The organism is Micromonospora sp. NPDC049662, from assembly GCF_040675055.1.
Lineage (GTDB): Bacteria > Actinomycetota > Actinomycetes > Mycobacteriales > Micromonosporaceae > Micromonospora.
Genome location: NZ_JBFAOC010000052.1, coordinates 1 through 23,194, shown reverse-complemented (window position 1 = coordinate 23,194; position 23,194 = coordinate 1). Strand labels below are relative to the sequence as shown.

The following is a 23,194-nucleotide window of genomic DNA, read 5'->3' as shown; positions in this document are numbered from 1 at the left end:
ACGAGGCGCCGCCGAGTGTGAAGGACCGCTCATGAGCTCCCTGAAGACCCCCGCGCCACCGGACGCGTCGGCCCGCGGGCCGCGCCCGGCGCCACGGCACTCAACGGCGCGCCGCCGGCAGCTGAACCGGCTGGACCTGCGCTTCACCCCGTACGTCTTCGTCCTGCCGTTCTTCGTGCTCTTCGCGATCTTCGGCGTCTACCCGATCGTCTACACGTTCTGGATCGCGATGACCGACCGGTCACCGATGAACGCGACGATCAGCTTCGTCGGCCTGGACAACTTCGTCGAGCTGTTCACGAACGATCCGCAGTTCTGGAACGCGGTGGTGAACACCTTCGGGATGTTCGCGCTCTCCACCATCCCGCAGCTGCTCATCGCGCTGATGCTGGCCAACGCGTTGAACCGCCGCATCCGCGGCCAGATGTTCTTCCGGCTGGCCATCGCGATGCCGATCATCACCTCGACCGCCGTGGTGGCGCTCATCTTCTCGATGATCTACGCCCGGGACTTCGGCCTGATGAACTGGCTGCTCGACCTGGTCGGTCTCGGCCCCATCGACTGGCGGGCCAACCGCTTCGCCTCCTGGGTCGCCATCGCCACCATGGTCGACTGGCGGTGGGTGGGCTACAACGCCCTCATCTACCTCGCCGCGATGCAGTCGATCAGCAAGGACGTGTACGAGGCGGCCGCCCTCGACGGCGCCTCGCAACGCCGCCAGTTCTGGTCGATCACCATTCCGCAGCTGCGCCCCACCATCATCTTCACGCTGATCATCTCGACCATCGGCGGTCTGCAGCTCTTCACCGAGCCGCTGATGTTCACCAGCGGCTCGGGCGCGCTCTCCGGCGGCACGGAGGGGCAGTTCCAGACGATCACGATGTACCTGCTGGACGTCATGAACCAGCGGTTCCGGTGGGGGTACGCGGGCGCCGTCGCCCTGGTGCTGTTCCTGCTGATCGCGTCCGTCTCGTTCATCAACTACCTGCTGGCCCGCCGCATCAGCTCCGACAAGTGAGGGTGGCCCACCCATGACCAGTACCACTCTGCGACCGCCGTCGGTCCGGCCACCGGCCGAACGCAACGGCATCCGCCACAGCGCGGAGAAGCTCTGGACGGCCAGCCCGCTCACCTGGTTCGGGCTCGTCCTCGGCGTCATCCTGTCGCTCTTCCCGTTCTACTGGATGATCGTCATCGCCTCGCGGACCAGTGACGCCGCGAACTCCTGGCCCCCGCCGTTCCTGCCGGGCGGCAAGCTGGGCGAGAACATCCAGCGGGTGCTCGACAACGGCGACGCGAACATCGTCAAGGGCCTGATGAACTCGTTCCTGGTGTCGGGCACGATCACGGTGGCGACCGTGTTCTTCGGCTCGCTCGCCGGATTCGCGTTCGCCAAACTGCGTTTCCGCGGCAAGAACGCGCTGCTGCTCATCATCCTGGCCTCGATGATGATTCCCATCCAGCTCGGTGTGCTCCCGCTGTACATCCTCATGGCCAAGCTGGAATGGCTGAACACGATGCCGTCGGTGACGGTTCCGTTCCTGATCGGCGGCTTCGGCATCTTCATGATGCGCCAGTACGCCGAGCAGGCGGTGCCCAACGAGCTGATCGAGGCGGCCCGCGTCGACGGCTGCTCCACCTGGCGTGTCTACTGGCACGTGGTGGTGCCGGCGCTGCGGCCCGCGGCGGCCGTGCTCGGGCTGCTCACCTTCATGGAGCAGTGGAACCAGTTCTTCTGGCCCTTCGTGGTGCTCGCCGACCCGGCCAACCCGACCGTGCAGATCTCCCTGCGCAGTCTGAACACCGCGTACTTCGCGGACAATTCTCAGATTTTCGCGGGTACGCTCATCGCTACCCTTCCGCTGTTCATCGTCTTCGTTCTGTTCGGCCGCCAGATCATCGGCGGGATCATGGAAGGTGCCGTCAAGTCGTGAGCAACCCCGCCAGCCCATCCGCCGTCGACCTCGACGAGCGTTCCGGGCTGACCTTTCCACCCGGCTTCCTCTGGGGAGCCGCGACCGCGGCATACCAGATCGAGGGGGCGGCGGCCGAGGACGGCCGCACCCCGTCGATCTGGGACACCTTCAGCCACACCGAGGGCCTGGTGGTCAACGGGCACACCGGCGACGTGGCCTGCGACCACTACCACCGGCTCGGCGACGACGTCGCGTTGATGGCCGAGCTGGGCCTCAAGTCGTACCGTTTCTCGGTCTCCTGGCCCCGGGTGCAGCCCGGTGGCACGGGCGCGGCCAACCCGAAGGGCCTGGACTTCTACCGGCGGCTCGTGGACGAGCTGCTGGCCCACGACATCGAGCCGTGGCTCACCCTCTACCACTGGGACCTTCCCCAGGAGCTGGAGGACGCCGGTGGCTGGCCGTCGCGGGACACCGCCGCCCGCTTCGCCGACTACACGACGCTCGTCGCCGACGCGCTCGGCGACCGGGTGCGCTACTGGACCACCCTGAACGAGCCGTGGTGCTCGGCGTTCCTCGGGTACGGCTCCGGCGTACACGCCCCGGGCCGGTCCAACGGCGCGGACTCGGTGCGCGCCGGCCACCACCTGATGCTCGGGCACGGCCTGGCCGTGCAGGCCCTGCGGGCCGTCCGGCCCACGGCCGAGGTGGGCGTGACCGTCAACCTGTACCCGGTCGACGCGGCCACCGACGCTCCCGCCGACGTGGACGCGGCCCGCCGGATCGACGGGCTGGCCAACCGCTTCTTCCTCGACCCGCTGCTGCGTGGGTCGTACCCGGAGGATCTGGTGGCCGACCTGCGCGAGGTCACCGACTTCGACCACGTCCGCGAGGGTGACCTGGCGACCATCTCCACGCCGCTGGACCTGGTCGGGATCAACTACTACAGCCGGCACGTGGTCGCCGCGCCGATCGAGGGCGCCGAGCCCGAGCCGTACTGGCGGGCACCCTCCTGCTGGCCGGGCAGCGAGGACGTCCGGTTCGTCACCCGGGGCGTTCCGGTGACCGACATGGACTGGGAGATCGACGCCCCGGGCCTGGTGGAGACGCTGCGGCGGGTGCACGAGGAGTACACGGACCTGCCGCTGTACGTCACCGAGAACGGCTCCGCGTTCGTCGACACCGTCGTCGACGGGCAGGTCGACGACGTCGACCGGCTGGCCTACTTCGACGCGCACCTGCGGGCCTGCCACGAAGCGATCAACGCCGGCGTGCCCCTGCGGGGATACTTCGCCTGGTCATTGATGGATAATTTCGAGTGGGCCTGGGGTTACACCAAGCGCTTCGGCATGATCCACGTCGACTACGACAGCCAGCTTCGCATCCCCAAGTCCAGCGCCAGGTGGTACGCCTCGGTGATCCGACGCAACGGTCTGGCCGCACAATAGGCTCGGGCCAGCCATCAGGGCGGTCCCGGCGTCCACTCTCGCGTGGCGCCGGGTCCGCCCGCCGTCGGAGGAGCAGACGATGACAACGCAGCGCACCCGCTCGCTCGGGCGCCCGACCCTCGATGCGGTCGCGGCGCGCGCCGGCGTGGGTCGGGGCACGGTCTCGCGCGTGGTCAACGGCTCGCCCCAGGTCAGCCCGGAGGCCCGGGCCGCGGTCCAACAGGCGATCGCCGAGTTGGGGTACGTGCCGAACCGCGCCGCCCGCGCGCTGGTCACCCAGCGGACCGACTCCGTCGCCCTGGTGGTGTCCGAATCCGGGGAGCGGGTCTTCACCGAGCCGTTCTTCGCGGCGATCGTGCGGGGGATCAGCTCCGGCCTGCTGGAGACGCCCATGCAGCTCTGGCTGGCGATGGCCCAGTCGCCGGTCGAGCGTGAGCGCGTCGAGCACCACCTCACCAACCAGCACGTCGACGGCGTACTGCTGCTGTCGTTGCACGACTCCGACCCGCTGCCCACCCTGCTGGAGGAGCGCGGCCTGCCCGCGGTGCTCGGTGGCCGACCGGCCCGGATGCTGCAACCCGGGGCCCAGCCGGCGTGGTTCGTCGACGTGGACAACGTTGGCGGCGCACGGCAGGCGGTGGAGTACCTGACCAGCCAGGGGCGGCGACGCGTCGCCACCATCGCCGGACCGCAGGACATGGGCGCCGGCCTGGCCCGACTGGCCGGCTACACCGAGGCCGTCAAGGCCACCGGCGTCGGCGTCAACCCCGACCTGATCGCGTACGGCGACTTCAGCGAGAGCAGCGGGGCGACCGCCATGCGCCGCTTGCTGAACGCCTGCCCGGACCTGGACGCCGTCTTCGTCGCGTCCGACCTGATGGCGTTCGGCGCGTTGCGGACCCTGCGCGACGCCGGCCGGCGTGTCCCGGAGGACGTCGCCGTGATCGGCTTCGACGACGCGCCGGTCGCCCGCCAGGCGGACCCACCGTTGACGAGCGTGTTCCAGCCGGTCGAGGAGATGGGCCGGCAGATGGCCCGGCTGCTGGTCGCCCGCATCCGCGGCGACGACCTACCCGCCCCGCACATCCTTCTGGACACCCAACTCGTCCACCGAGCCAGCGCGTAACCCGTCCCGCGCGCTCCCCGCCCCCTCTCCCGGCCGATCTTGCACTTGCTGTGGCGACATACGGGATATTCCGCGCGAACTGTCGACAGAAAGTGCAAGATCGCGTGCTGGGGGGCGGGCGCGGGGCGCGGGGCAGGGACGGGGTGGGGGGTTTTAGGGGAGCCAGCGGCGGAGTTCGCGTTTGGCCAGGGAGTTGCGGTGGACCTCGTCGGGACCGTCGGCGAGGCGCAGGGTGCGGGTCTGTGCCCAGAGGGCGGCCAGCGGGGTGTCCTGGCTGACGCCCGCGCCGCCGTACCCCTGGATGGCCTTGTCGATCACCCACTCCGCCATCGCCGGTGTGGCGATCTTGATGGCCTGGATCTCGGTGTGCGCGCCCTTGTTGCCGACGGTGTCCATCAGCCAGGCCGTCTTGAGCACCAGGAGGCGGGCCTGTTCGATGCGGACCCGCGATTCGGCGATCCACTCCCGCACGACGCCCTGCTCGGCGAGGGGGCGACCGAACGCGATCCGTTCGTTGGCCCGGCGACACAGCAGCTCCAGTGCCCGCTCGGCCATTCCGATCAATCGCATGCAGTGGTGGATGCGCCCCGGGCCGAGTCGCGCCTGGGCGATGGCGAAGCCGGTGCCCTCCGCGCCGATCAGATTGGCCGCCGGCACCCGTACGTCGGTGAAGTCGATCTCGGCGTGCCCGCCGTGCGTACCGTCTGAGTAGCCGAAGACGTGCATGCCCCGGCGGACGGTCACGCCCGGCGTGTCCCGGGGGACGAGCACCATGCTCTGCTGGCGGTGCCGGTCGGCGTCCGGGTCGGTCTTGCCCATCACGATGAGGATCTCGCAGCGCGGGTCCATGGCGCCGGACGACCACCACTTGCGGCCGTTGACGACGTACTCGTCGCCGTCGCGGGTGATCCGGGTGGCGATGTTGGTCGCGTCGGACGAGGCGACCTCCGGCTCGGTCATGCAGAAGGCCGAGCGGATCTCGCCCTCCAGCAGCGGCACGAGCCAGCGCTCGCGCTGGGCGTCCGAGCCGAACTCGGCCAGCAGCTCCATGTTGCCCGTGTCCGGCGCCGCGCAGTTGACCGCCTCGGGCGCCAGGTGCGGGCTGCGCCCGGTCAGCTCGGCGAGCGGCGCGTACTGGAGGTTGGTCAGGCCGGCGCCGTAGCGCGGATCGGGCAGGAACAGGTTCCACAGGCCGCGCTTGCGGGCCTCCGCCTTCAGCTCGGCCAGCACCGGGGTACGCGACCACTCCTCGCCGGTGGCCGCCTGCTCGGCGTGCACCGGCTCGGCCGGGTAGACGTGCTCGGTCAGGAACCGGGTCAGCTCGTCGCGCAGCTCCTCGGTCCGGGCGTCGTACGCGAAGTCCATCACCGCTCCCTGGCAGCGGTCAGCCCGTGCGCGACCAGCGGTGCCACCATGTCGCCGATCCGGTCGAAGCCCTCGCCGAGCGTCTGCCCGAGCGTGTGGCGGTAGTGGATGCCCTCGCAGATGACGGCGAGCTTGAAGCAGCCCAGCGCCACGTGCCAGTGCAGCGGCCCGACGTCGACGTCGCTGCGCCCGGCGTACCTGTCGATCAGCTCCGCGCCGGTGGGGAAGCCGGCGCGCGGGCCGAGGCCGTCGGCGACGGGATTGCCGGCGGCGGTGTCGCTGTCGCCCAGCACGTCCCAGTACGTCAGCAGCAGCCCCAGGTCGGCGAGGGGATCGCCGAGGGTGGCCATCTCCCAGTCGAGGACGGCGTGTACGGCCACCGGGTCGGCCGAGGCGAGGAGGTTGTCCAGCCGGTAGTCGCCGTGCACGATGCGGCCGGCGTTCGCGCCCTCGGGGGCGGTCGCGGCGAGCAGGTCGCGCAGTTCGTCGATGCCGGGCAGGTCGCGGCTGCGCGAGCGGTCGAGCTGCCCGGCCCAGCGGCGGACCTGCCGGGCCAGGTAGCCCTCGGGGCGGCCGAAGTCGGCGAGCCCGACGGCGGCCGGCTCGACGGTGTGCAACGCGGCGAGGGTGTCCATCATCGCCATGGCGAGGGCCCGGCGTCGTTCGTCGCCCAGCGGGTCGGTCTGGGCGCGGGTGCGGAACACCTCGCCGGGCATCCGTTCCATCAGGTAGAACGGTGCGCCGAGAACCTCGGTGTCGGTGCAGAGCAGCAGCGCGCCGGGGACCGGCACCTCGGTGGGCGCCAGCGCCGAGATGACCCGGAACTCGCGGGCCATGTCGTGCGCGGTGGCCAGCACGTGCCCCAGCGGTGGGCGGCGCAGCACGACCTCCCGCTCGCCGAAGCGCAGCAGGTAGGTGAGGTTGGACTTGCCGCCCGCGATCAGGTGGGCGCGCAGCGGCCCGGCGGTCAGCTCGGGTCGGTGCGTCGCCAGGTAGCTCGCGAGGCGATCGAGGTCGATCCCGGCGGGGGCGGCCGGAACAGCGCCCGGCCGGAGCGCGCTGGCGGCCGGATCACTCATCCGACTAGTTGATGGCAGCCCGTTCACGTTGTCAAGGTCAGGTACGCCTGACGTGCCGTGGTCAGCGCTTCGGCCAGGTGAGGTGGCGTCGCCGGCGGTCGAGCCAGTCGACGGGCGATCTCCCCTTCTTGCGACATTTGCCCAGATATCGTCTCTTGATGGGCGGACCGCGGCAGTGGTCTCCGGAGCGGTGGGGGGCGATCGTGGCGAAGGCGAGCGAGGGTACGACGACGGTGGGCGAGCTGTTGCTCAGCCGGCTCTACGACCTCGGAGTACGCCATGTCTTCGGGCTGCCGGGCGACTACAACATGGACTTCCTCGATCAGATCGAGGCGTTCGACGGGATCGAGTGGGTCGGCAGTTGCAACGAGCTCAACGCCGGCTACAGCGCCGATGGATACGCCCGCCTCGCCGGTGTGGCCGCGATCCTCACGACGTTCGGTCCCGGCGAACTGTCGGCGGTCAACGCCCTCGCCGGGGCCATGGCGGAGTCGGTGCCGATCGTCTCGATCGTCGGCGGTCCGACCGCGGAGATCATGCGGCAGCGCACCTCCATGCACCACTCGCTCGCCGACGGCGACTTCGACCACTGGGTACGGGTGGCACGCGAGGTGACGGTCGCCCAGACCTCGCTGACGCCGCAGAACGCGCTGGACGAGGTCGACCGGGTGCTCACCGAGTGCTGGTCGCAGCAGCGTCCGGTCTACGTCCGGATGCCCGGCGACGTGGTCCACGCCGAGGTCGCCGAGCCGGGGCGACCGTTCACCCGCCCCGAGCCGGTCGTCTCACCCGGGCAACTCGACGCCTTCGCCACCGCCGCCCGGCGGCTGCTCGCCGGCGCCGAGCGGCCCGCCCTGCTGGTGGGAAACCTGCCGATCCGCCTGCACCTCGGCGCTGCCGTCACCGCCCTGGCCGCCGAACGGAACTGGCCGGTCGCCGCGCAGTCGCTGGGACGGGGACTGCTGGACGAGTCCGACCCGCACTACGTGGGCGCCTACAACGGCGGTGACAGCGTCGACGAGGTCCGCGCGGTCGTGGAGGACGCGGACGCGCTCGTCTGTGTGGGCGCCACGTTCTTCGACTGGGACGGCCTGTTCACCGCCGACATCAAGGTCGACCGGGTCATCAGCCTGCACCGCGACGCCGCCGTCGTCGGCGGCACCCGCTTCGCCCCGGTCGCCCTGCCGGCAGCGCTGCGGTGCCTGCACGAGATCGCCCCGAACCGTACGGCGCAGTGGTCACGCGCGCCGTTGCTCGCGGCCGACCCGCCCGCACTCGACCCGTCGAGCAACGAGCCGATCCGGCAGGCACGGCTCTGGCCGGCGATCCAGCGGATGCTGCGCGAGGGGGACATCTTCGTCCCGGAGACCGGCACCCCTTCCTTCGGCGCGGCGACGATGCGCCTGCCCGCCGACGTCACCGTCGTGTGGCCGCCCATCTGGGGCTCGATCGGCTACGCCACCCCGGCCGCCTTCGGCGCCGCGGTGGCGGCACCGGATCGACGGACGGTGCTGGTCACCGGCGACGGATCACTGCAGCTGACCGTGCAGGAGATCAGCCGGATGCTCGCCACGAACCAACGCCCGATCATCATCGTGGTCAACAACGGCGGCTACACCGTCGAGCGGGCGGTCGACGGGCGGCACCAGCCGTACAACGACATCGACAACTGGCGGTACACGGATCTACCGGCGGTGTTCGGACGGGACCGGGGCTTCACCGCGCACGTCGCCCGTACCGAAGCCGAGCTGGCCGCCATCCTGGCCGGCATCGACGGCCTACCGGCCCAGTTGACCCTGATCGAGGTGGAGACCGACCCACTGGACCTGCCCACCGGCATGCCCCAGTGGGGTCGGGAGACGTCCGCCGCCGACTACCACGCACAGCTCGCCTCCACGCCGGTCCTGCCCCTGGGTGGGCTCCCCTGAGCGTCAGCGTCCGGTTTCGCCCCGTAATCGGCCGCCGGAATTTCCGCTCGGGATATGCCTCTGCAACAGGGACGAAATGGTCACCCGGCAGGCTGTGAGCAGCCCGCCGGCCGTCGCCGGCCCGCCGAGCGGAGGGACAGACATGTTGCTGCGAGTTCGGGTCACCCTGCCGGACCGTCCGGGCACCCTCGGTCAGGTCGCCCGCACGCTGGGTGTCTCCGGCGCGGACATCGTGCAGGTCGTGGTCCTGGAGCGCCTCGGCGGGCGCGCGGTGGACGACTTCACGGTGGTGTGGCCCGGCGCGGCACGGGTCGAGCGTCTGCTGGCCGGTCTCGCGGCGATCCCGGGCGTACGGGTGGACGGTGTGTGGCGGGCGATCGGCGCGCCCACCACCACCGGCCAGGACGCGGAGCTGCTGGCCCAAGTCGCGGCGAACCCGGCCGACGGACTGGCGACCCTGGTGGACGCCGTACCGGGCCTGCTGGCGGCCGACTGGGCGGTGGCGGCCGTGGTCCCGGTGGACTGGGCGTCGCGTACGGGGGGTGGCGGGGCCACCGTCGGTCACGCGAGCTGGCGCGCTCCCGTACCGCCGCGGTTGCCGGAGGTGACTCCGCTGCGCGGGCGGTCGATGACCGCCCCCGACGGCACCCACTACGGTATCGCCCCGTTCGGGCGGGCGGGTCTGGTGCTGGTGGTGGCCCGCGAGCACAACGAGACCCTCTGCGCCGCGGGTTTCCACAGCACGGAGGTCGACCGGCTCACCCAACTCGTCCGGGCCAGCGCGGTCATCCTGGGCGACCGACTGGACCTGGTCGGTGCGCCTCCGGTGGTCGCCGGTCCCTGACCAGCGCGAGGAGTTCCCGGGTCGACACCGGCGAGCAACCGGGCGGCAACAGCCGCGGACGAGGCTCTGGGTGGGGAAGGGAGCCAACCCATGACGTTGTGGCGGATCCGAGCGACAGTGGACGACCGGCCCGGCTATCTGTCGGTCCTCACGGCGAGCCTCGCGCTGCGCGGGGTCAACATCCTCACGGTGCAGGTGCAGCCCACCGAGCATGGCGCGGTCGACGACTTCCTGGTGGACGCGCCGGACACGCTCGACGAGACCGAGCTGATCGCCGCCGTCGAACGAGGGCGCGGGCGGGACTGCTGGGTGGCGCGCAGCGAGGCGCGCGGCCTGGTCGACCAACCGACCCGGGTGCTCGGCCTGGCCAACCGGCTGGTGCGCGATCCGGACGCGACGGGTGAGGCGTTGCGTACGCTGCTCGGCGCCGACTCGGTGAGCTGGCGTCCGGCGGCGACCGGTACGGACCGGGGCAGCACCGGCACGAGCATGGTGCTGGCCGACCCGGCGGGCGGCACGTTCGCGCTGCGCCGGACGGCGCCCGCCTTCACTCCGGCGGAGTACGCCCGGGCACAGGCCCTGGTCGAGTTGGCCGCCACCGTGGCTCGGCGGGCCGCCGAGCAGGTGACCCTGGTGCTGCCGGACGGCATCGAGGTGGCGGTGCGACCGGCGTGCGCGGACGACCTGGCGGGTGTGGTGGAGCTGCACGAGTCGTGCTCCCCGCGCAGTCGGGAACGGCGCTACCTGAGTGGGGCGGCGCTGCCGCGACCGGCCCGACTGCGTCGACTGTTGGAGCCGGCTCGGGGGCTCACCCTGGTCGCGACGACCACCGACACCGACGGCGCGGTGGTCGCCATGGCGAACCTGCTCGGCGAGGGCGACGAGGCCGAGGTGGCGCTTCTGGTCCGCGACGACTGGCAGCGGCGTGGGCTGGGCTCGGCCCTGCTGCGCCGGCTGGTGTCGCACGCCGACCGGGCCGCCTACGCGGCGTTGGTGTTGCACGTGCGGGCGGACAACGCGCCCATGCTGCGGACGCTGCGTCGACTGGACCGGCCCAGCTCGGTGCAGCGGGACGGCGGTCTGCTCGCGCTGACCGTACCGCTCGGGGTTCCGATGCCGTCCGAAACGACCACGACCGGCCACCAGGGGATGTCCGGGACCGGCCGACGGCCTCGGTAGATCGGGCTGAGCTGGGACGACGTCTCGGACGGACCTGGCGGCCGGGTCGACTTTCCGCGCGGTGGCACGCGTGTCGCCGTAACGTCGGCGAGCGCGATGGCGCTGTGGCGCGGCGTGGGCTTCCCATTCGACGTGGCGCACATTACATTGTCGGATATCCATGGGAGCGCTTCCATGCCCGTGGCCACACCGCCACCCCCGCTGTCGCCGGTGGCCGTGCCGCCCCCACGCCGTCCCGCGTCGGTGCGACCGCCGGCGGCGCCTGGCTAACAGGAGCCCTTCATGCGCCACCTGACCCGGCCGTCCACCGGCCACCCCGGCCGGTCGCCCGTCGACCAACCGTGGCCCCGGCGGCTGCTGGCCGCCGGCGTCGCCCTGCTCACCGGCGCGGCCCTCGCGGTCGCCGCGCCGACGCCCGGACCGGCGTCCGCCGCGCCCACCTTCAACTACGCCGAGGCGTTGCAGAAGTCGCTGCTGTTCTACGAGGCGCAGCAGTCCGGCCAACTGCCCGACTGGAACCGCGTCTCCTGGCGCGGCGACAGCGCGCTCACCGACGGCGCCGGTACGGGAGTCGATCTGACCGGCGGCTGGTACGACGCCGGCGACCACGTCAAGTTCGGCTTCCCGATGGCGTTCAGCGCCACCATGCTCGCCTGGGGCGCGGTGGAGTACCGCAGCGGCTACAGCGCCTCCGGCCAGTTGCCGCACCTGCTGAACAACCTGCGCTTCGTCAACGACTACTTCATCAAGGCGCACCCGTCGGCGAACGTCCTCTACGGACAGGTCGGCAAGGGCGACGACGACCACAAGTGGTGGGGCCCGGCCGAGGTGCTGCCGATGGCGCGGCCCGCGTACAAGATCGATGCGAGCTGTGGCGGCGCGGACCTGGCGGGGGAGACGGCGGCGGCGATGGCCGCGTCCTCGATGGTGTTTCGGCCCACCGACGCGACCTACGCGGACAAGCTGCTCACCCACGCCCGGCAGCTCTACACGTTCGCCGACACCGTGCGGAAGGCCTACAGCGAGTGCATCACCGACGCGGCCGCGTTCTACAAGTCGTGGAGCGGCTACCAGGACGAGCTGGTGTGGGCCGCCATCTGGCTCTACCGGGCCACCGGCGACGCCAGCTACCTGACCAAGGCCGAGAGTGAGTACGACAAGCTCGGCACCGAGCCGCAGTCCACGACCCGTTCCTACAAGTGGACGATCGCCTGGGACAACAAGCAGTTCGGCGCGTACGTGCTGCTGGCGAACCTGACCGGCAAGCAGAAGTACGTCGACGACGCCAACCGCTGGCTGGACTACTGGACGGTCGGGGTGAACGGGCAGCGGGTGCCGTACTCGCCCGGTGGGATGGCGGTGCTCGACTCCTGGGGCGCACTGCGCTATGCGGCCAACACCTCCTTCGCCGCGCTGGTCTACAGCGACAAGACCACCGACACCACCCGCAAGGCGCGGTACCACGACTTCGCCGTCCGGCAGATCAACTACGCGCTCGGCGACAACCCGCGCAACTCCAGCTACGTCATCGGGTTCGGCGCCAACGCGCCGAAGAACCCGCATCACCGCACCGCGCACGGGTCCTGGTGGGACAGCCAGACCGTGCCCGTCGAGACCCGACACACCCTCTACGGCGCGCTGGTCGGCGGCCCGTCCTCGGCCAACGACGCGTACACCGACAGTCGGTCGGACTACGTGATGAACGAGGTAGCCACCGACTACAACGCCGGCTTCACGTCCGCGCTGGTCCGGCTGACCTCCGAGTACGGCGGCACCCCGCTGGCGAACTTCCCGGTCGCCGAGACGCCGGACATGGACGAGATGACCGTGGAGACCACCGTCATGCAGGCCGAGCCGCGGGCCACCGGGCTCAAGGCGATCGTCTACAACAAGTCGGCGTTCCCGGCCCGCGCGCTGACCAACGGCAAGTTCCGGTACTACTTCCGGCCCGACGGCAGCGGCCCGGTGCAGGTCACCTCCGGCTACACCCAGGGCTGCCCGTCGCCGACCACCGCCAAGCAGTACAGCGGCGACATCTGGTACGTCGAGGTGGACTGCACCGGCTACACCATCGCCCCGGCCGGACAGTCGGCACACCGGATGGAGGTCCAGTTCAAGATCGGTGTGCCGGAGGGGGGCACCTGGGATCCGACCAACGACCCGTCGTACCAGGCCACCGCCGGGCCGAACCGCAAGGTTCCGCTCTACGCCGGCAGCACCCGCGTCTGGGGTAACGAGCCGGGGCCGGTCGTGCCGGACACCACCGCGCCGAGCGTCCCGGGCAAGCCGGTGGCGTCCAATCTCGCGTCCCGCTCGGTGACCCTGACCTGGTCGGCGTCCACCGACAGCGGCGGTAGCGGGCTGGCCGGCTACGACGTCCGCGAGGTCCAGGTCAACAGCGACACGGTCGTCGTCCGGCCGGTCACCGGCACGACGCTGACCATCTCGACGCTGCTGCCGGCGACGTCGTACGAGTTCACCGTCGTGGCCCGCGACGGCGCGGGCAACACCTCGGCGGCCTCGCCGGTGCTCACCGTGACCACGCCGCCGACCGGCTCCACCGACACGACCGTGCCGAGCACGCCCGGCACGCCGGTCGCCTCGGCGGTCACCGCGACCGGCCTCACCCTGGCCTGGACACCGTCGACCGACAACGTGGGCGTCACCGGCTACCGGGTCTACCGCGAGGCCGGCGCGACCGACGCGCTCATCGGGTCGCCGACCGGCAGCACCCTCGCGGTGACCGGGCTGACCGCCTCCACGGCGTACCAGTTCTACGTGGTGGCCGTCGACGCGGCCGGCAACACCTCCGCGGCGTCCGCGCCGGTCTCGGTGACCACGGCGGCGCCGCCGGTCGGCGGCACCTGCTCGGTCGGGTACGCCACGACGGACTGGAACACCGGCTTCACCGCGACGGTGACGATCACCAACACCGGCACCGCCGCGATCAACGGCTGGACCCTGCGGTTCAGCTTCCCGGGCGGGCAGACCGTCAGCCAGGGCTGGTCGGCGACCGTCAGCCAGGCCGGCGCGGCGGTCACCGCGACGAACCTGTCCTACAACGGCACGATCGCGCCGGGCGCGTCGGTGAGCTTCGGCTTCAACGGCACGCACAGCGGCAGCAACCCGAAGCCGACCGCCTTCACCGTGAACAACACCACCTGCGCCGTCGCCTGACTCGTTGACGGGTCGTGGCGTGGCCGGCGCCGAACTCTGGCGACCGGCCACGCCACGCAGGGCCAAAACATTTCCGAAACATTTCCGAAAACTCCATTGCCCGGACCGGTGCGTGGTTAGCATCGACTGAGTTAGATGTCTCAATCGATACATCCGGTCGTCCTCGCCCTCGGCGGCCCGGGTGTTGGCCCTTTAAGGAGGCCGAGATGGCAGTGCGCCCATCCGTTCATCGCGGCGGCACTCGGCGACGGCGATCGCCCGTCTTCCGAGCGCTGCTCGCCGGCGCGTTCAGCGTCGTGACCGTGGCCGCCGTCGCGGTCATGATGCCCTCGGCGAACGCCGCCGCGAGCACGCTCGGCGCGGCCGCCGCGCAGTCGGGCCGGTACTTCGGCACCGCCATCGCGGCGGGCCGGCTCAGCAACTCGCAGTACAGCACGATCGCGGCACAAGAGTTCAACATGATCACGGCCGAGAACGAGATGAAGCCGGAGTCGACGCAGCCCCAGCGGGGCCAGTTCAACTTCAACTCCGGTGACCAGATCTACAACTGGGCGACCCAGCGCGGCCTGAAGGTGCGTGGGCACACCCTGGCCTGGCACGCCCAACAGCCGGGGTGGATGCAGAGCCTGAGCGGCAGCGCCCTGCGTCAGGCGATGATCGACCACATCAACGGCGTGATGGGCCACTACCGGGGCAAGCTCGCCGCGTGGGACGTGGTCAACGAGGCGTTCAACGAGGACGGCAGCCGCCGCAGCTCCAACCTCCAGGGCACCGGCAACGACTGGATCGAGGTGGCGTTCCGCACCGCGCGGGCGGCCGACCCGTCGGTCAAGCTCTGCTACAACGACTACAACATCGAGAACTGGTCGTACGGCAAGACGCAGGGCGTCTACCGCATGATCCAGGACTTCAAGTCCCGCGGCGTGCCGATCGACTGCGTCGGGTTGCAGACCCACTTCACCGGTGGCAGCTCGCTGCCGAGCAACTTCCAGACGACGCTGTCCAGCTTCGCCGCGCTCGGCGTGGACGTGGCGCTGACCGAGGTCGACGTCACCAACGCCTCCACCACCCAGTACGCCGGGCTGACCCAGGCGTGCCTGAACGTGCCGCGCTGCATCGGCATCACCGTCTGGGGCGTACGCGACAGCGACTCCTGGCGCTCCAACGAGAGCCCGCTGCTCTTCGACGGCAACGGCAACAAGAAGGCCGCCTACAACTCCGTCCTCAACGCGCTCAACGCGGCCCCGCCGACCTCCAGCCCGACCGCGAGCCCGACGGTGAGCCCGACCGTGAGTCCGACGGTGAGTCCGACCACGAGCCCGCCGCCGAGCGGTGGCGCCGGCCGGATCGTCGGAGTGCAGTCGGGTCGGTGCATCGACGTGCCCAACTCCACGCAGACCAACGGCACCCGGGTCCAGCTCTACGACTGCCACAGTCAGTCGAACCAGCAGTGGACGTACACCAGTGGCAAGCAGTTGCGGGTCTACGGCAACAAGTGCCTGGACGCGAACGGCGCGGCCACCGCCAACGGCACCGCAATCATCATCTGGGACTGCGGCAGCGGGGCCAACCAGCAGTGGAACATCAACTCCAACGGCACCATCACCGGCGTGCAGTCCGGTCGCTGCCTGGACGTCTGGGGCACCGGCAACGGCCAGCAGGTCCAGCTGTACGACTGCCACGGGCAGACCAACCAGCAGTGGCGGACCGACTTCGGCGGCGGCACCACGCCGGCCCCCACCACGCCGGCCCCCACCACGCCGCCGCCAACCACCACGCCGCCGCCGAACAACGGCTGCGCGCTCCCGTCGACCTACCGGTGGTCGTCGACCGGCGCGCTGACGAGCCCGAAGAACGGCTGGCTCTCGCTCAAGGACTTCACCAACGTGGTCTACAACGGCCAGCACCTGGTCTACGGGTCATACGTCAACAGCAGCGGCCAGTACAGCTCGATGAACTTCGGCACGTTCACCAACTGGTCCGACATGGCCTCGGCCAGCCAGAACGGAATGAGCCAGGGCACCGTGGCGCCCACCCTGCTGTACTTCGCCCCGAAGAACATCTGGGTGCTGGCGTACCAGTGGGGACCGACCTCGTTCAGCTACAAGACGTCGAGCGACCCGACGAACGCCAACGGCTGGTCCTCGGCGCAGACGCTGTCCACGGCCACCCTCTCGGACGCGCCGTACGGTGTGATCGACCAGACCCTCATCGGTGACGACCAGAACATGTACCTGTTCTTCGCCGGGGACAACGGCAAGATCTACCGGTCGAGCATGCCGCTGGGGAACTTCCCGGGCAGCTTCGGCTCGAGCTACACGACGATCATGACCGACTCGTCCAACAACCTGTTCGAGGGCGTCGAGGTCTACAAGGTGGCGGGCCAGAACCAGTACCTGATGCTCGTCGAGGCGATCGGAAGCCAGGGGCAGCGCTACTTCCGGTCGTTCACGTCCACCAGCCTGGGCGGCTCGTGGACCCCGCAGGCCGCCACCGAGAGCAACCCGTTCGCCGGCAAGGCCAACAGCGGCGCCACGTGGACCAACGACATCAGCCACGGTGACCTGGTCCGCACCAACCCCGACCAGACCAAGACCGTCGACGCCTGCAACCTGCAGTTGCTGTACCAGGGCAAGGACCCCAACGCGAGCGGCGACTACAACCGGCTGCCGTGGCGGCCGGGTGTACTGACCCTCCAGCGCTAGGCGTCAGCCAGTTCGAGGAACGCGTGCCCGGCACCCGTGCGGTGCCGGGCACGCCCTTGGGTTCAGTCCGTCAGGTCGTCGGCGAGCAGGTCCATCAGCAGGGCGTCGTGCCAGCGGCCGTCCTCGCCGCGCTCGTACCGCCGCATGATGCCCACCGGGCGGAAGCCCACCTTCGCGTACGCCCGGATCGCGGCGGTGTTCGCCGCCGCCGGGTCGATGGTGAACCGGTGGTGGCCGTACTCGTCGATCAGGTGCCGGGCCAGGGTGCGGATGGCGTCGCCGCCGAGGCCCTCGCCACGGGACGCCGGGTCGAGGAACACGTCCAGGCTGGCGTGTCGGTAGTCCGGGTCGGACTCGGCGTACCACTGGATCGCGCCGATCACCCGGCCGTCGTGCTCGATGGCGTACAGCGTCAGGTCGTCGTCACCGAGGTCGGCGTGGACCGCGCCGGCCAGGTCGTCACCGCCGCGCCACCACCGGCGTACCTCGGGGTGCGCCCGGATGGCCGCGAGGGCCGGCACGTCCGCGACCGTCGCCGGTCGCAGGGTCACCGCCCGCCCGCGCAGCATCGGCTCAGCCCCGGATCTCGCCGTGCTCGACGCAGACCGCCGACCAGCCGACCGGCAGGACCTGCACCTTCATCCGGCGTCGACAGCGCGAGCAGTAGCGCGGCGGCTCCAACTGCCGGGCCGCCGCGCAGCCCGGGTGGGCGTCGTCGGCCGCCGCCTCGCCGCACCTGTCGCACCAGGGCACGGCCGCCGACGCCGGGCCGCCGCTGCGGGTCGGTTCGGCGTCGGAGGTCGTCGTCATGGTCGTCACAGCGTGGCGGAGAGGGCCTTGACCGGCATCTTCAGCTCGTCCAGCAGGTCGAGGTCGGCGGTCGCCGGCCGGCCCAACGTGGTCAGGTAGTTGCCGACGATCACCGCGTTGATGCCGCCGAGCAGGCCGTCGCGGGTGCCCAGGTCACCGAGGGTGATCTCGCGGCCGCCCGCGTACCGCAGGATGGTGCGCGGCATGGCCAGCCGGAACGCGGCGATGGCCCGCAGCGCGTCCTTGCCCTCGACCACCGGGCGGTCGCCGAGCGGGGTGCCGGGGCGCGGGTTGAGGAAGTTCAGCGGCACCTCATGCGGGTCGAGTTCGGCGAGCTGCGCGGCGAACTCCGCCCGCTGCTCGACGGTCTCGCCCAGGCCGAGGATGCCGCCGCAGCACACCTCCATGCCGGAGTCGCGGACCATCCGCAGCGTCTCCCAGCGCTCCTCCCAGGAGTGGGTGGTGACCACGTTGGGGAAGTACGACCGGCAGGTCTCCAGGTTGTGGTTGTAGCGGTGCACACCCATGTCGACCAGGTCGTCGACCTGCTCCTGGCTGAGCATGCCCAGCGACGCGGCGACCTGGATGTCGACCTCGGCCTTGATGGCGGCGACGCCCTCGCGCATCTGCTTCATCAGCCGCGCGTCCGGGCCGCGCACGGCGGCCACGATGCAGAACTCGGTGGCCCCGGTCTTCGCGGTCTGCTTCGCGGCCTCGACCAGCGACGGGATGTCCAGCCAGACCGAGCGCACCGGCGAGGTGAACAGGCCCGACTGGGAGCAGAAGTGGCAGTCCTCCGGGCAGCCGCCGGTCTTCAGCGAGACGATGCCCTCGACCTCGACCTCGGGGCCGCACCACCGCATCCGCACCTCGTGGGCGAGTTGCAGGGCGGCGGGCAGGTGCTCGTCGGGCAGGGTGAGCACGGCGAGGACGCCGGCCTGGTCGAGGCCGACGCCGTCACCCAGGACCTGGGTGCGGGCCTGGTCGAGGATCTCTGGCATGGCTCGTACCCTACAAGGCCCCGGTCCGGCCGGGTACGACCTGCCGCCGGGGTCGACGCGAACCGGCGGGGCCGGGCCCGATCGCCGGCCGTGCGGGTCGGGCGACGCACCGCGCCTGCGGCAACCATCCGTGACGACGTTACGACGGTCCGTGGTGGCCGGTCTCGCTGCGGCTACGTTCGCCGCCGCCGTGCCTCGCGTACCGAATGGATTCGTCTGCTCGATGGTCGCGGGTGGTAATTTCGCCCGGCGGACGTCGGCGTGACCGGCGCGGACGGCGGTGAAGGGGTGACGGTGGCGGACTGGCTGGCGGCGCTCGATCGTCGCGCGCAGTTGAGGGCGAAGGCCGGATTGACCCGGCGGCTGCACCCGCGTCCCGCCGACGACCGGATGACCGACCTCGCCGGCAACGACTACCTCGGCCTGGCCACCCACCCGGAGGTCACGGCCGCGGCCACGGCGGCACTGTCCGCGTACGGGCTGGGCGCGACCGGTTCGCGTCTGGTGCGCGGCTCGACCGACGCGCACCACGCCCTGGAGGACGACCTGGCGCGGTGGCTGGGCACCGACCGGGCTCTCGTCTTCTCCTCCGGCTACCTGGCGAACCTGGGCGCGTTGCGGGCTCTCGTGCAGCCCCGGACCCTGCTCGTCTCCGACGCGCACAACCACGCGTCGCTCATCGACGGCTGCCGGATCTCGGGCGCCGAGACGGTGGTCAGCGCGCACGCCGACGTGACGGCGGTGGCCGCAGCGCTGGCCGTGGCGCCGGGACGCCCGGCGGTGGTGGTCACCGAGTCGGTCTTCTCGGTCGACGGCGACCTCGCACCGCTGGCCGAGTTGCACGCGGTGGCCCGCCGCTACGGCGCGCTACTGCTGGTCGACGACGCGCACGCGCTCGGCGTCACCGGTCCGTCCGGAGCGGGCGCGGTGGCCGCCGCCGGTCTGGCCGGTCAGCCGGACGTGGTGGTCACCGCCACCCTGTCCAAGGCGCTCGGCGGGGCGGGCGGGGTGGTCGCCGGTCCGGCCGAGTTCGTCCGGCACCTGGTCGAGACCGGCCGTACGTTCATCTTCGACACCGCGCTGCCGCCGGCCGTGGCGGCCGGGGTGCACGCCGCGCTGGGGCTGGCCCGAGCCGGTGACGACCTGCGCGCCGAGATCGCCGACCGGGTGACGCTGGCGGTCGGTCGACTGCGCGCGGCCGGGCTGGCCGTCTCCGCGCCGGACGCGGCGGTGATCTCGGTGACGGCGCCCGGTCCGGAGGCCGCGACGGCCTGGGCGGCCGACTGCCGGGACCGGGGCGTCGCGGTGGGGTGCTTCCGGCCCCCGTCGACCCCGGACACCCGCTCCCGGCTGCGCCTCACCATCAGCGCGGGGGTGCCGCGGGCGGACTTCGAGCGGGCGCTGGACGTCATCGTGGACGGTGCCCCATGAGCGCGAGGAGTGAGCCGGTTTTGCGAGCCCCGCAGTCGCGTACAGAGCTGGTGCCGTGAGCGCGTGGGAGGGGCCGGTGCTGGTCACCGGCACCGACACCGAGGTGGGCAAGACGGTCGTCACGGCGGCGATCGCGGCGGCGGCGCAGGCCGCCGGCCTGCGGGTGGCGGTGGTCAAACCGGGCCAGACCGGCACGGCCAGTGGTGAGCCGGGTGACGTGGACGCGGTCAACCGGTTAGCGGCCCCGCTGACCGGTCGTACCCTGGCGAGCTTTCCGGACCCGCTCGCGCCGCTGGCCGCGGCCCGGGTCGCGGACCTGCCCCCGTTGGAGCTGTACACGGCGGTGGACGCCGTCCGCGCGGAGGCGGACAAGCACGACCTGGTCCTCGTCGAGGGGGCCGGCGGTCTGCTGGTGCCGATGGGGCTGCGCCCGTCCGGCGAGCCGTGGACGATGGCCGACCTGGCGGTGTCCCTCGGCGCGCCCGCGGTCGTGGTCGCCCGCGCCGGGCTGGGCACGCTCAACCACACGGCGTTGACCCTGGAGGCGCTGGACCGTCGGGCGGTACCGGCCGGAGTGGTGATCGGGGCCTGGCCGGCGTCGCCGGAGCTGGTGCACTGGACGAACCTGACCGACCTGGTGCCGAACCTGCTGGGCGCGGTGCCGGCCGGGGCGAGCGCGATCGATCCGGGGGTGTTCCGGCGGTCGGCGCCGGGGTGGCTCACTCCGGCGCTGCACGGGGTGCTCGACGACTGGCGCGTCTGGGCCGAGGAGAGCAGCTGAACACCTGACTTTCGTCGGTGTCCGGGCAGGTCGTGCGTGGGTAGCGTGGCCGCCGTGAGGATCCTGGAGCCGTCCGTGCGCGGGGCGCCCCGGTGGCGGCGTCCACTGCGGGACGTGTCGCTCTGGGCGCTGGTGGCCGCGCCGATCGCGGCCGCGCGGGTGACTCCGCCGTACCCGCGTTTCGGGGTGGCGCTGTTGTTCGGCTCGCTGGCGCTGCTCGCGGTCGCCGTCGCGTCGGCGCGACGGTGGCCGCTGGTGGGGTTGCTCCTGGTGGTGCTCGGTTCGCTGGTGGACGGCAACTTCGTCTTCGCCATCCCGGTGTTCAGCTATCTGAGCGGCCGGCGCAGCGCGACGGCGACGCCGGCGGCCGTGCTCTTCGGCGTGATCGCCGTCGGCGGCACGGTGCTGAACCTCGGGTTGCTCGGCACCGGGGCGGCGACCTGGTTCCTGTTGGCGTCGGTGCTGCTGTTCGGCGGGGTGTTCCCGTGGCTGGTGGGTCGGTACCGCCGGCAGCAGCAGGCGCTGACCGACGCCGGCCGCCGGCACGTCGAGGCGGTGGCGCGCGAGCGGCGTGGCGTCGCGGAGCGGATCCGGCTCCGCGAGCGGGCGCGGATCGCCGAGGAGATGCACGATTCGCTGGGTCACGATCTCAGTCTCATCGCGGTGCGGGCCGCCGCGTTGGAGCTGGCCGACGACCTCGCTCCGGCGCACCGGACGGCGGTCGGGGACCTGCGGGCCAGCGTGGCGGCGGCGACCGAACGGCTGCACGACATCATCGGGGTGCTGCGGGAGGAGGGCGGCCCGGCCGCTGTCCGGCCGGTGGGGGAGACCGTCGTCGACCTCGTCACCGGGGCTCGTGAGGCCGGGATGGCGGTACGCCTGGACGCGCCGCCGGACACCCTGCGCCTGCCCGGCATGACCGGGGCCGCCGCCCACCAGGTGGTGCGGGAGGCGCTCACCAACGCGGCCCGGTACGCCCCGGGCGCCCCGGTGACAGTGCGCCTGGCGTCCGACCTGGACGGGGTCGAGGTGCGGGTGCGCAACGCCCCGCCGCCGGCCGGTCCGCTGCCCCGACCGGCCTCCTCGGGTAGTGGTCTGGTCGCGCTCGCCGAGCGGGTACGCCTGGCCGGCGGCGTCCTGGACGCCGGCCCGGCCCCGGACGGCGGATTCGCGGTGCGGGCCCGGCTGCCGCTCGTCGCCGAACCGGGGCTGTCAGCGGTGGCCGCCGCCAGCGGGACGTTCGAGGACGTCCCCGCGTCCGGGGGCGTTTCGGAACGGCCGCTCGACGCCGAACGCCGGCTGCGCGAGGCTCGTCGCCGGGCTCGACGGAGCCTGCTGACTGCGCTCGCGGCTCCGGCCGGCTTCGGGCTGGCCCTGTCGCTGGTCTACTACCCGTTCGCCACGGCCGGCACGGTGCTCGACGAGTCGACGTACGACCAGATGCGGCCCGGCACGGCACGGGCCGACCTACCCGGGCTGCCCCGCCGGCAGCTCGCCCCGCCGCTCGGTGTCGCGGCGCCGGGCTGCGAGTACTACACCGACGGCAACTTCCCCCTCGCCGAGGCGACGTGGCGGCTCTGCTTCACCGACGGCCGACTGGTCAGCAAGGAGCGCATCGCGTAGTGGACACCGACACGGTTCCGACCGCGCCCGTCCGGGTGGTCCTGGCCGACGACGAGGCGATGATCCGGGCCGGGGTCCGGGCCATCCTCGCGGCCGACCCGGGTATCGAGGTCGTCGCCGAGGCCGCCGACGGCCGGGCGGCGGTGGAGCTGGTCCGCGCGCACCGGCCACGGGTGGCGTTGCTGGACATCCGGATGCCCCGCCTGGACGGCCTGGCCGCGGCGGCCGAGATCCACCGGTTGGCGCCGGCCACGGCGACGGTGATGCTGACCACCTTCGGTGAGGACGACCACGTGGCTCGGGCGCTCGGGCACGGCGCGAGCGGGTTCCTGCTCAAGGCCGGCGATCCACGGGAGTTGATCGCCGGGGTGCACGCGGTCGCCGACGGCGGGGCGTACCTGTCGCCGCGGGTGGCACGTCGGGTGATCGAGCTGGGCGCCGGGCGGTTGGCGCGCCGGCCCGCCGCGCGGGACCGGACGGCCGGGCTGACCGAACGGGAACGCGAGGTACTGGCGCTGGTCGGCGCGGGGCTGTCCAACGCGGAGATCGCTCGCCGGCTGCACCTGGTGGAGGGCACCGTGAAGAGCTATCTGACGAGCATCTTCACCCGGTTGGAGGTGCGCAACCGGGTGCAGGCGGCGATCCTCGCGTACGAGGCGGGGCTGGTCGAGCGGTGGGCGGGGGGCGGGGGGGGCCCCCCCCCCCCCCCCCGGCGGGGCGGCGGGGGGGGCAGGGCCCCCCCCGCCGCCGGGGGGCGCCCCCCCCCCCCCCGCGGGGTGGGGCT

The 23,194-nt window shown here is 71.9% G+C and carries 17 protein-coding genes and 1 pseudogene; 13 read left to right on the top strand and 5 right to left on the bottom strand.

From position 1 onward, the window contains the following. The first annotated feature begins 31 nt into the window (after positions 1 to 31). From AB0J36_RS27530 to AB0J36_RS27515, 4 genes are all read left to right on the top strand, one after another. Entirely contained in the window at positions 32 to 1,018 is a 987-nt protein-coding gene (locus AB0J36_RS27530; RefSeq protein ID WP_357122894.1) for a sugar ABC transporter permease, read from the top strand. A gap of 70 nt (positions 1,019 to 1,088) precedes the next feature. Further along, positions 1,089 to 1,934 (top strand): carbohydrate ABC transporter permease, encoded by an 846-nt coding sequence (locus AB0J36_RS27525; protein WP_355051884.1) that lies wholly within the window; start codon positions 1,089 to 1,091, stop codon positions 1,932 to 1,934. Then, positions 1,931 to 3,361 carry a GH1 family beta-glucosidase gene (locus tag AB0J36_RS27520; protein ID WP_357122897.1) on the top strand — a complete coding sequence of 477 codons (1,431 nt, stop codon included), beginning with the start codon at positions 1,931 to 1,933 and terminating at the stop codon, positions 3,359 to 3,361. Before AB0J36_RS27525 ends, AB0J36_RS27520 begins: the two co-directional genes overlap by 4 nt. A gap of 79 nt (positions 3,362 to 3,440) precedes the next feature. Next, on the top strand, positions 3,441 to 4,487 hold the full coding sequence (locus AB0J36_RS27515; protein ID WP_357122900.1) for a LacI family DNA-binding transcriptional regulator: 1,047 nt from the start codon (positions 3,441 to 3,443) through the stop codon (positions 4,485 to 4,487). 153 nt (positions 4,488 to 4,640) lie between these two features. Here the strand turns inward: AB0J36_RS27515 and AB0J36_RS27510 are convergent, their stop codons facing one another. Together AB0J36_RS27510 and AB0J36_RS27505 are read right to left on the bottom strand one after the other, a co-directional pair. Further along, entirely contained in the window at positions 4,641 to 5,852 is a 1,212-nt protein-coding gene (locus AB0J36_RS27510) for an acyl-CoA dehydrogenase family protein (RefSeq protein ID WP_357171292.1), read from the bottom strand. Further along, positions 5,852 to 6,931: a phosphotransferase family protein gene (locus tag AB0J36_RS27505; RefSeq protein WP_363661298.1), complete on the bottom strand. Its 1,080-nt coding sequence runs from the start codon at positions 6,929 to 6,931 to the stop codon at positions 5,852 to 5,854. Before AB0J36_RS27505 ends, AB0J36_RS27510 begins: the two co-directional genes overlap by 1 nt. A gap of 158 nt (positions 6,932 to 7,089) precedes the next feature. Here AB0J36_RS27505 and AB0J36_RS27500 point away from each other — a divergent pair, with 158 nt between their 5' ends. From AB0J36_RS27500 to AB0J36_RS27480, 5 genes are all read left to right on the top strand, one after another. Next, positions 7,090 to 8,859, top strand: coding sequence for a thiamine pyrophosphate-binding protein (locus AB0J36_RS27500; RefSeq protein WP_363661297.1), 1,770 nt, complete (start codon positions 7,090 to 7,092; stop codon positions 8,857 to 8,859). A gap of 142 nt (positions 8,860 to 9,001) precedes the next feature. Beyond that, a complete protein-coding gene (locus AB0J36_RS27495) occupies positions 9,002 to 9,703 on the top strand; it encodes an amino acid-binding protein (protein ID WP_357171296.1) in 702 nt (233 codons plus the stop codon). Positions 9,704 to 9,793: 90 nt separating this feature from the next. After that, positions 9,794 to 10,882 (top strand): GNAT family N-acetyltransferase, encoded by a 1,089-nt coding sequence (locus AB0J36_RS27490; RefSeq protein ID WP_363661296.1) that lies wholly within the window; start codon positions 9,794 to 9,796, stop codon positions 10,880 to 10,882. A gap of 282 nt (positions 10,883 to 11,164) precedes the next feature. Next, the gene (locus AB0J36_RS27485; protein WP_363661295.1) at positions 11,165 to 14,059 is read left to right on the top strand and encodes a glycoside hydrolase family 9 protein; all 2,895 of its coding nucleotides are present in this window, start codon (positions 11,165 to 11,167) and stop codon (positions 14,057 to 14,059) included. Between the two features lie 206 nt (positions 14,060 to 14,265). After that, positions 14,266 to 16,764: a non-reducing end alpha-L-arabinofuranosidase family hydrolase gene (locus AB0J36_RS27480; RefSeq protein ID WP_357122920.1), complete on the top strand. Its 2,499-nt coding sequence runs from the start codon at positions 14,266 to 14,268 to the stop codon at positions 16,762 to 16,764. Positions 16,765 to 16,826: 62 nt separating this feature from the next. Here the strand turns inward: AB0J36_RS27480 and AB0J36_RS27475 are convergent, their stop codons facing one another. From AB0J36_RS27475 to bioB, 3 genes are read right to left on the bottom strand one after another with little or no spacing between them, the layout of a single operon-like run. Next, the gene (locus AB0J36_RS27475; protein ID WP_357122923.1) at positions 16,827 to 17,333 is read right to left on the bottom strand and encodes a GNAT family protein; all 507 of its coding nucleotides are present in this window, start codon (positions 17,331 to 17,333) and stop codon (positions 16,827 to 16,829) included. Between the two features lie 4 nt (positions 17,334 to 17,337). Next, on the bottom strand, positions 17,338 to 17,574 hold the full coding sequence (locus tag AB0J36_RS27470; protein ID WP_357393364.1) for a hypothetical protein: 237 nt from the start codon (positions 17,572 to 17,574) through the stop codon (positions 17,338 to 17,340). A gap of 5 nt (positions 17,575 to 17,579) precedes the next feature. Next, on the bottom strand, positions 17,580 to 18,575 hold the full coding sequence (bioB, locus tag AB0J36_RS27465; protein WP_357171302.1) for a biotin synthase BioB: 996 nt from the start codon (positions 18,573 to 18,575) through the stop codon (positions 17,580 to 17,582). Positions 18,576 to 18,869: 294 nt separating this feature from the next. On the opposite strand from bioB, the gene AB0J36_RS27460 reads away from it, so the two are divergent. The 4 genes and pseudogenes from AB0J36_RS27460 to AB0J36_RS27445 form a co-directional block, all read left to right on the top strand. Then, positions 18,870 to 20,006: an 8-amino-7-oxononanoate synthase gene (locus AB0J36_RS27460; protein WP_357393418.1), complete on the top strand. Its 1,137-nt coding sequence runs from the start codon at positions 18,870 to 18,872 to the stop codon at positions 20,004 to 20,006. A 76-nt stretch (positions 20,007 to 20,082) separates the two neighbouring features. Then, positions 20,083 to 20,787 carry a dethiobiotin synthase gene (bioD, locus tag AB0J36_RS27455; protein ID WP_357393420.1) on the top strand — a complete coding sequence of 235 codons (705 nt, stop codon included), beginning with the start codon at positions 20,083 to 20,085 and terminating at the stop codon, positions 20,785 to 20,787. A 54-nt stretch (positions 20,788 to 20,841) separates the two neighbouring features. Beyond that, positions 20,842 to 22,410 carry a histidine kinase gene (locus AB0J36_RS27450; RefSeq protein ID WP_363661294.1) on the top strand — a complete coding sequence of 523 codons (1,569 nt, stop codon included), beginning with the start codon at positions 20,842 to 20,844 and terminating at the stop codon, positions 22,408 to 22,410. A gap of 59 nt (positions 22,411 to 22,469) precedes the next feature. Then, positions 22,470 to 23,078, top strand: a pseudogene (locus AB0J36_RS27445) (response regulator transcription factor); the annotation flags it as partial. Positions 23,079 to 23,194: the final 116 nt, after the last annotated feature.

Bases quoted from the DNA above. Each gene is read 5' to 3' on its own strand.
- AB0J36_RS27530 (WP_357122894.1), top strand. From the start codon at position 32: ATGAGCTCCCTGAAGACCCCCGCGCCACCGGACGCGTCGGCCCGCGGG.
- AB0J36_RS27515 (WP_357122900.1), top strand. From the start codon at position 3,441: ATGACAACGCAGCGCACCCGCTCGCTCGGGCGCCCGACCCTCGATGCG.
- AB0J36_RS27510 (WP_357171292.1), bottom strand. From the start codon at position 5,852: ATGGACTTCGCGTACGACGCCCGGACCGAGGAGCTGCGCGACGAGCTG.
- AB0J36_RS27505 (WP_363661298.1), bottom strand. From the start codon at position 6,931: ATGAGTGATCCGGCCGCCAGCGCGCTCCGGCCGGGCGCTGTTCCGGCC.
- AB0J36_RS27500 (WP_363661297.1), top strand. From the start codon at position 7,090: ATGGGCGGACCGCGGCAGTGGTCTCCGGAGCGGTGGGGGGCGATCGTG.
- AB0J36_RS27495 (WP_357171296.1), top strand. From the start codon at position 9,002: ATGTTGCTGCGAGTTCGGGTCACCCTGCCGGACCGTCCGGGCACCCTC.
- AB0J36_RS27490 (WP_363661296.1), top strand. From the start codon at position 9,794: ATGACGTTGTGGCGGATCCGAGCGACAGTGGACGACCGGCCCGGCTAT.
- AB0J36_RS27485 (WP_363661295.1), top strand. From the start codon at position 11,165: ATGCGCCACCTGACCCGGCCGTCCACCGGCCACCCCGGCCGGTCGCCC.
- AB0J36_RS27480 (WP_357122920.1), top strand. From the start codon at position 14,266: ATGGCAGTGCGCCCATCCGTTCATCGCGGCGGCACTCGGCGACGGCGA.
- AB0J36_RS27475 (WP_357122923.1), bottom strand. From the start codon at position 17,333: ATGCTGCGCGGGCGGGCGGTGACCCTGCGACCGGCGACGGTCGCGGAC.
- AB0J36_RS27470 (WP_357393364.1), bottom strand. From the start codon at position 17,574: ATGACGACGACCTCCGACGCCGAACCGACCCGCAGCGGCGGCCCGGCG.
- bioB (WP_357171302.1), bottom strand. From the start codon at position 18,575: ATGCCAGAGATCCTCGACCAGGCCCGCACCCAGGTCCTGGGTGACGGC.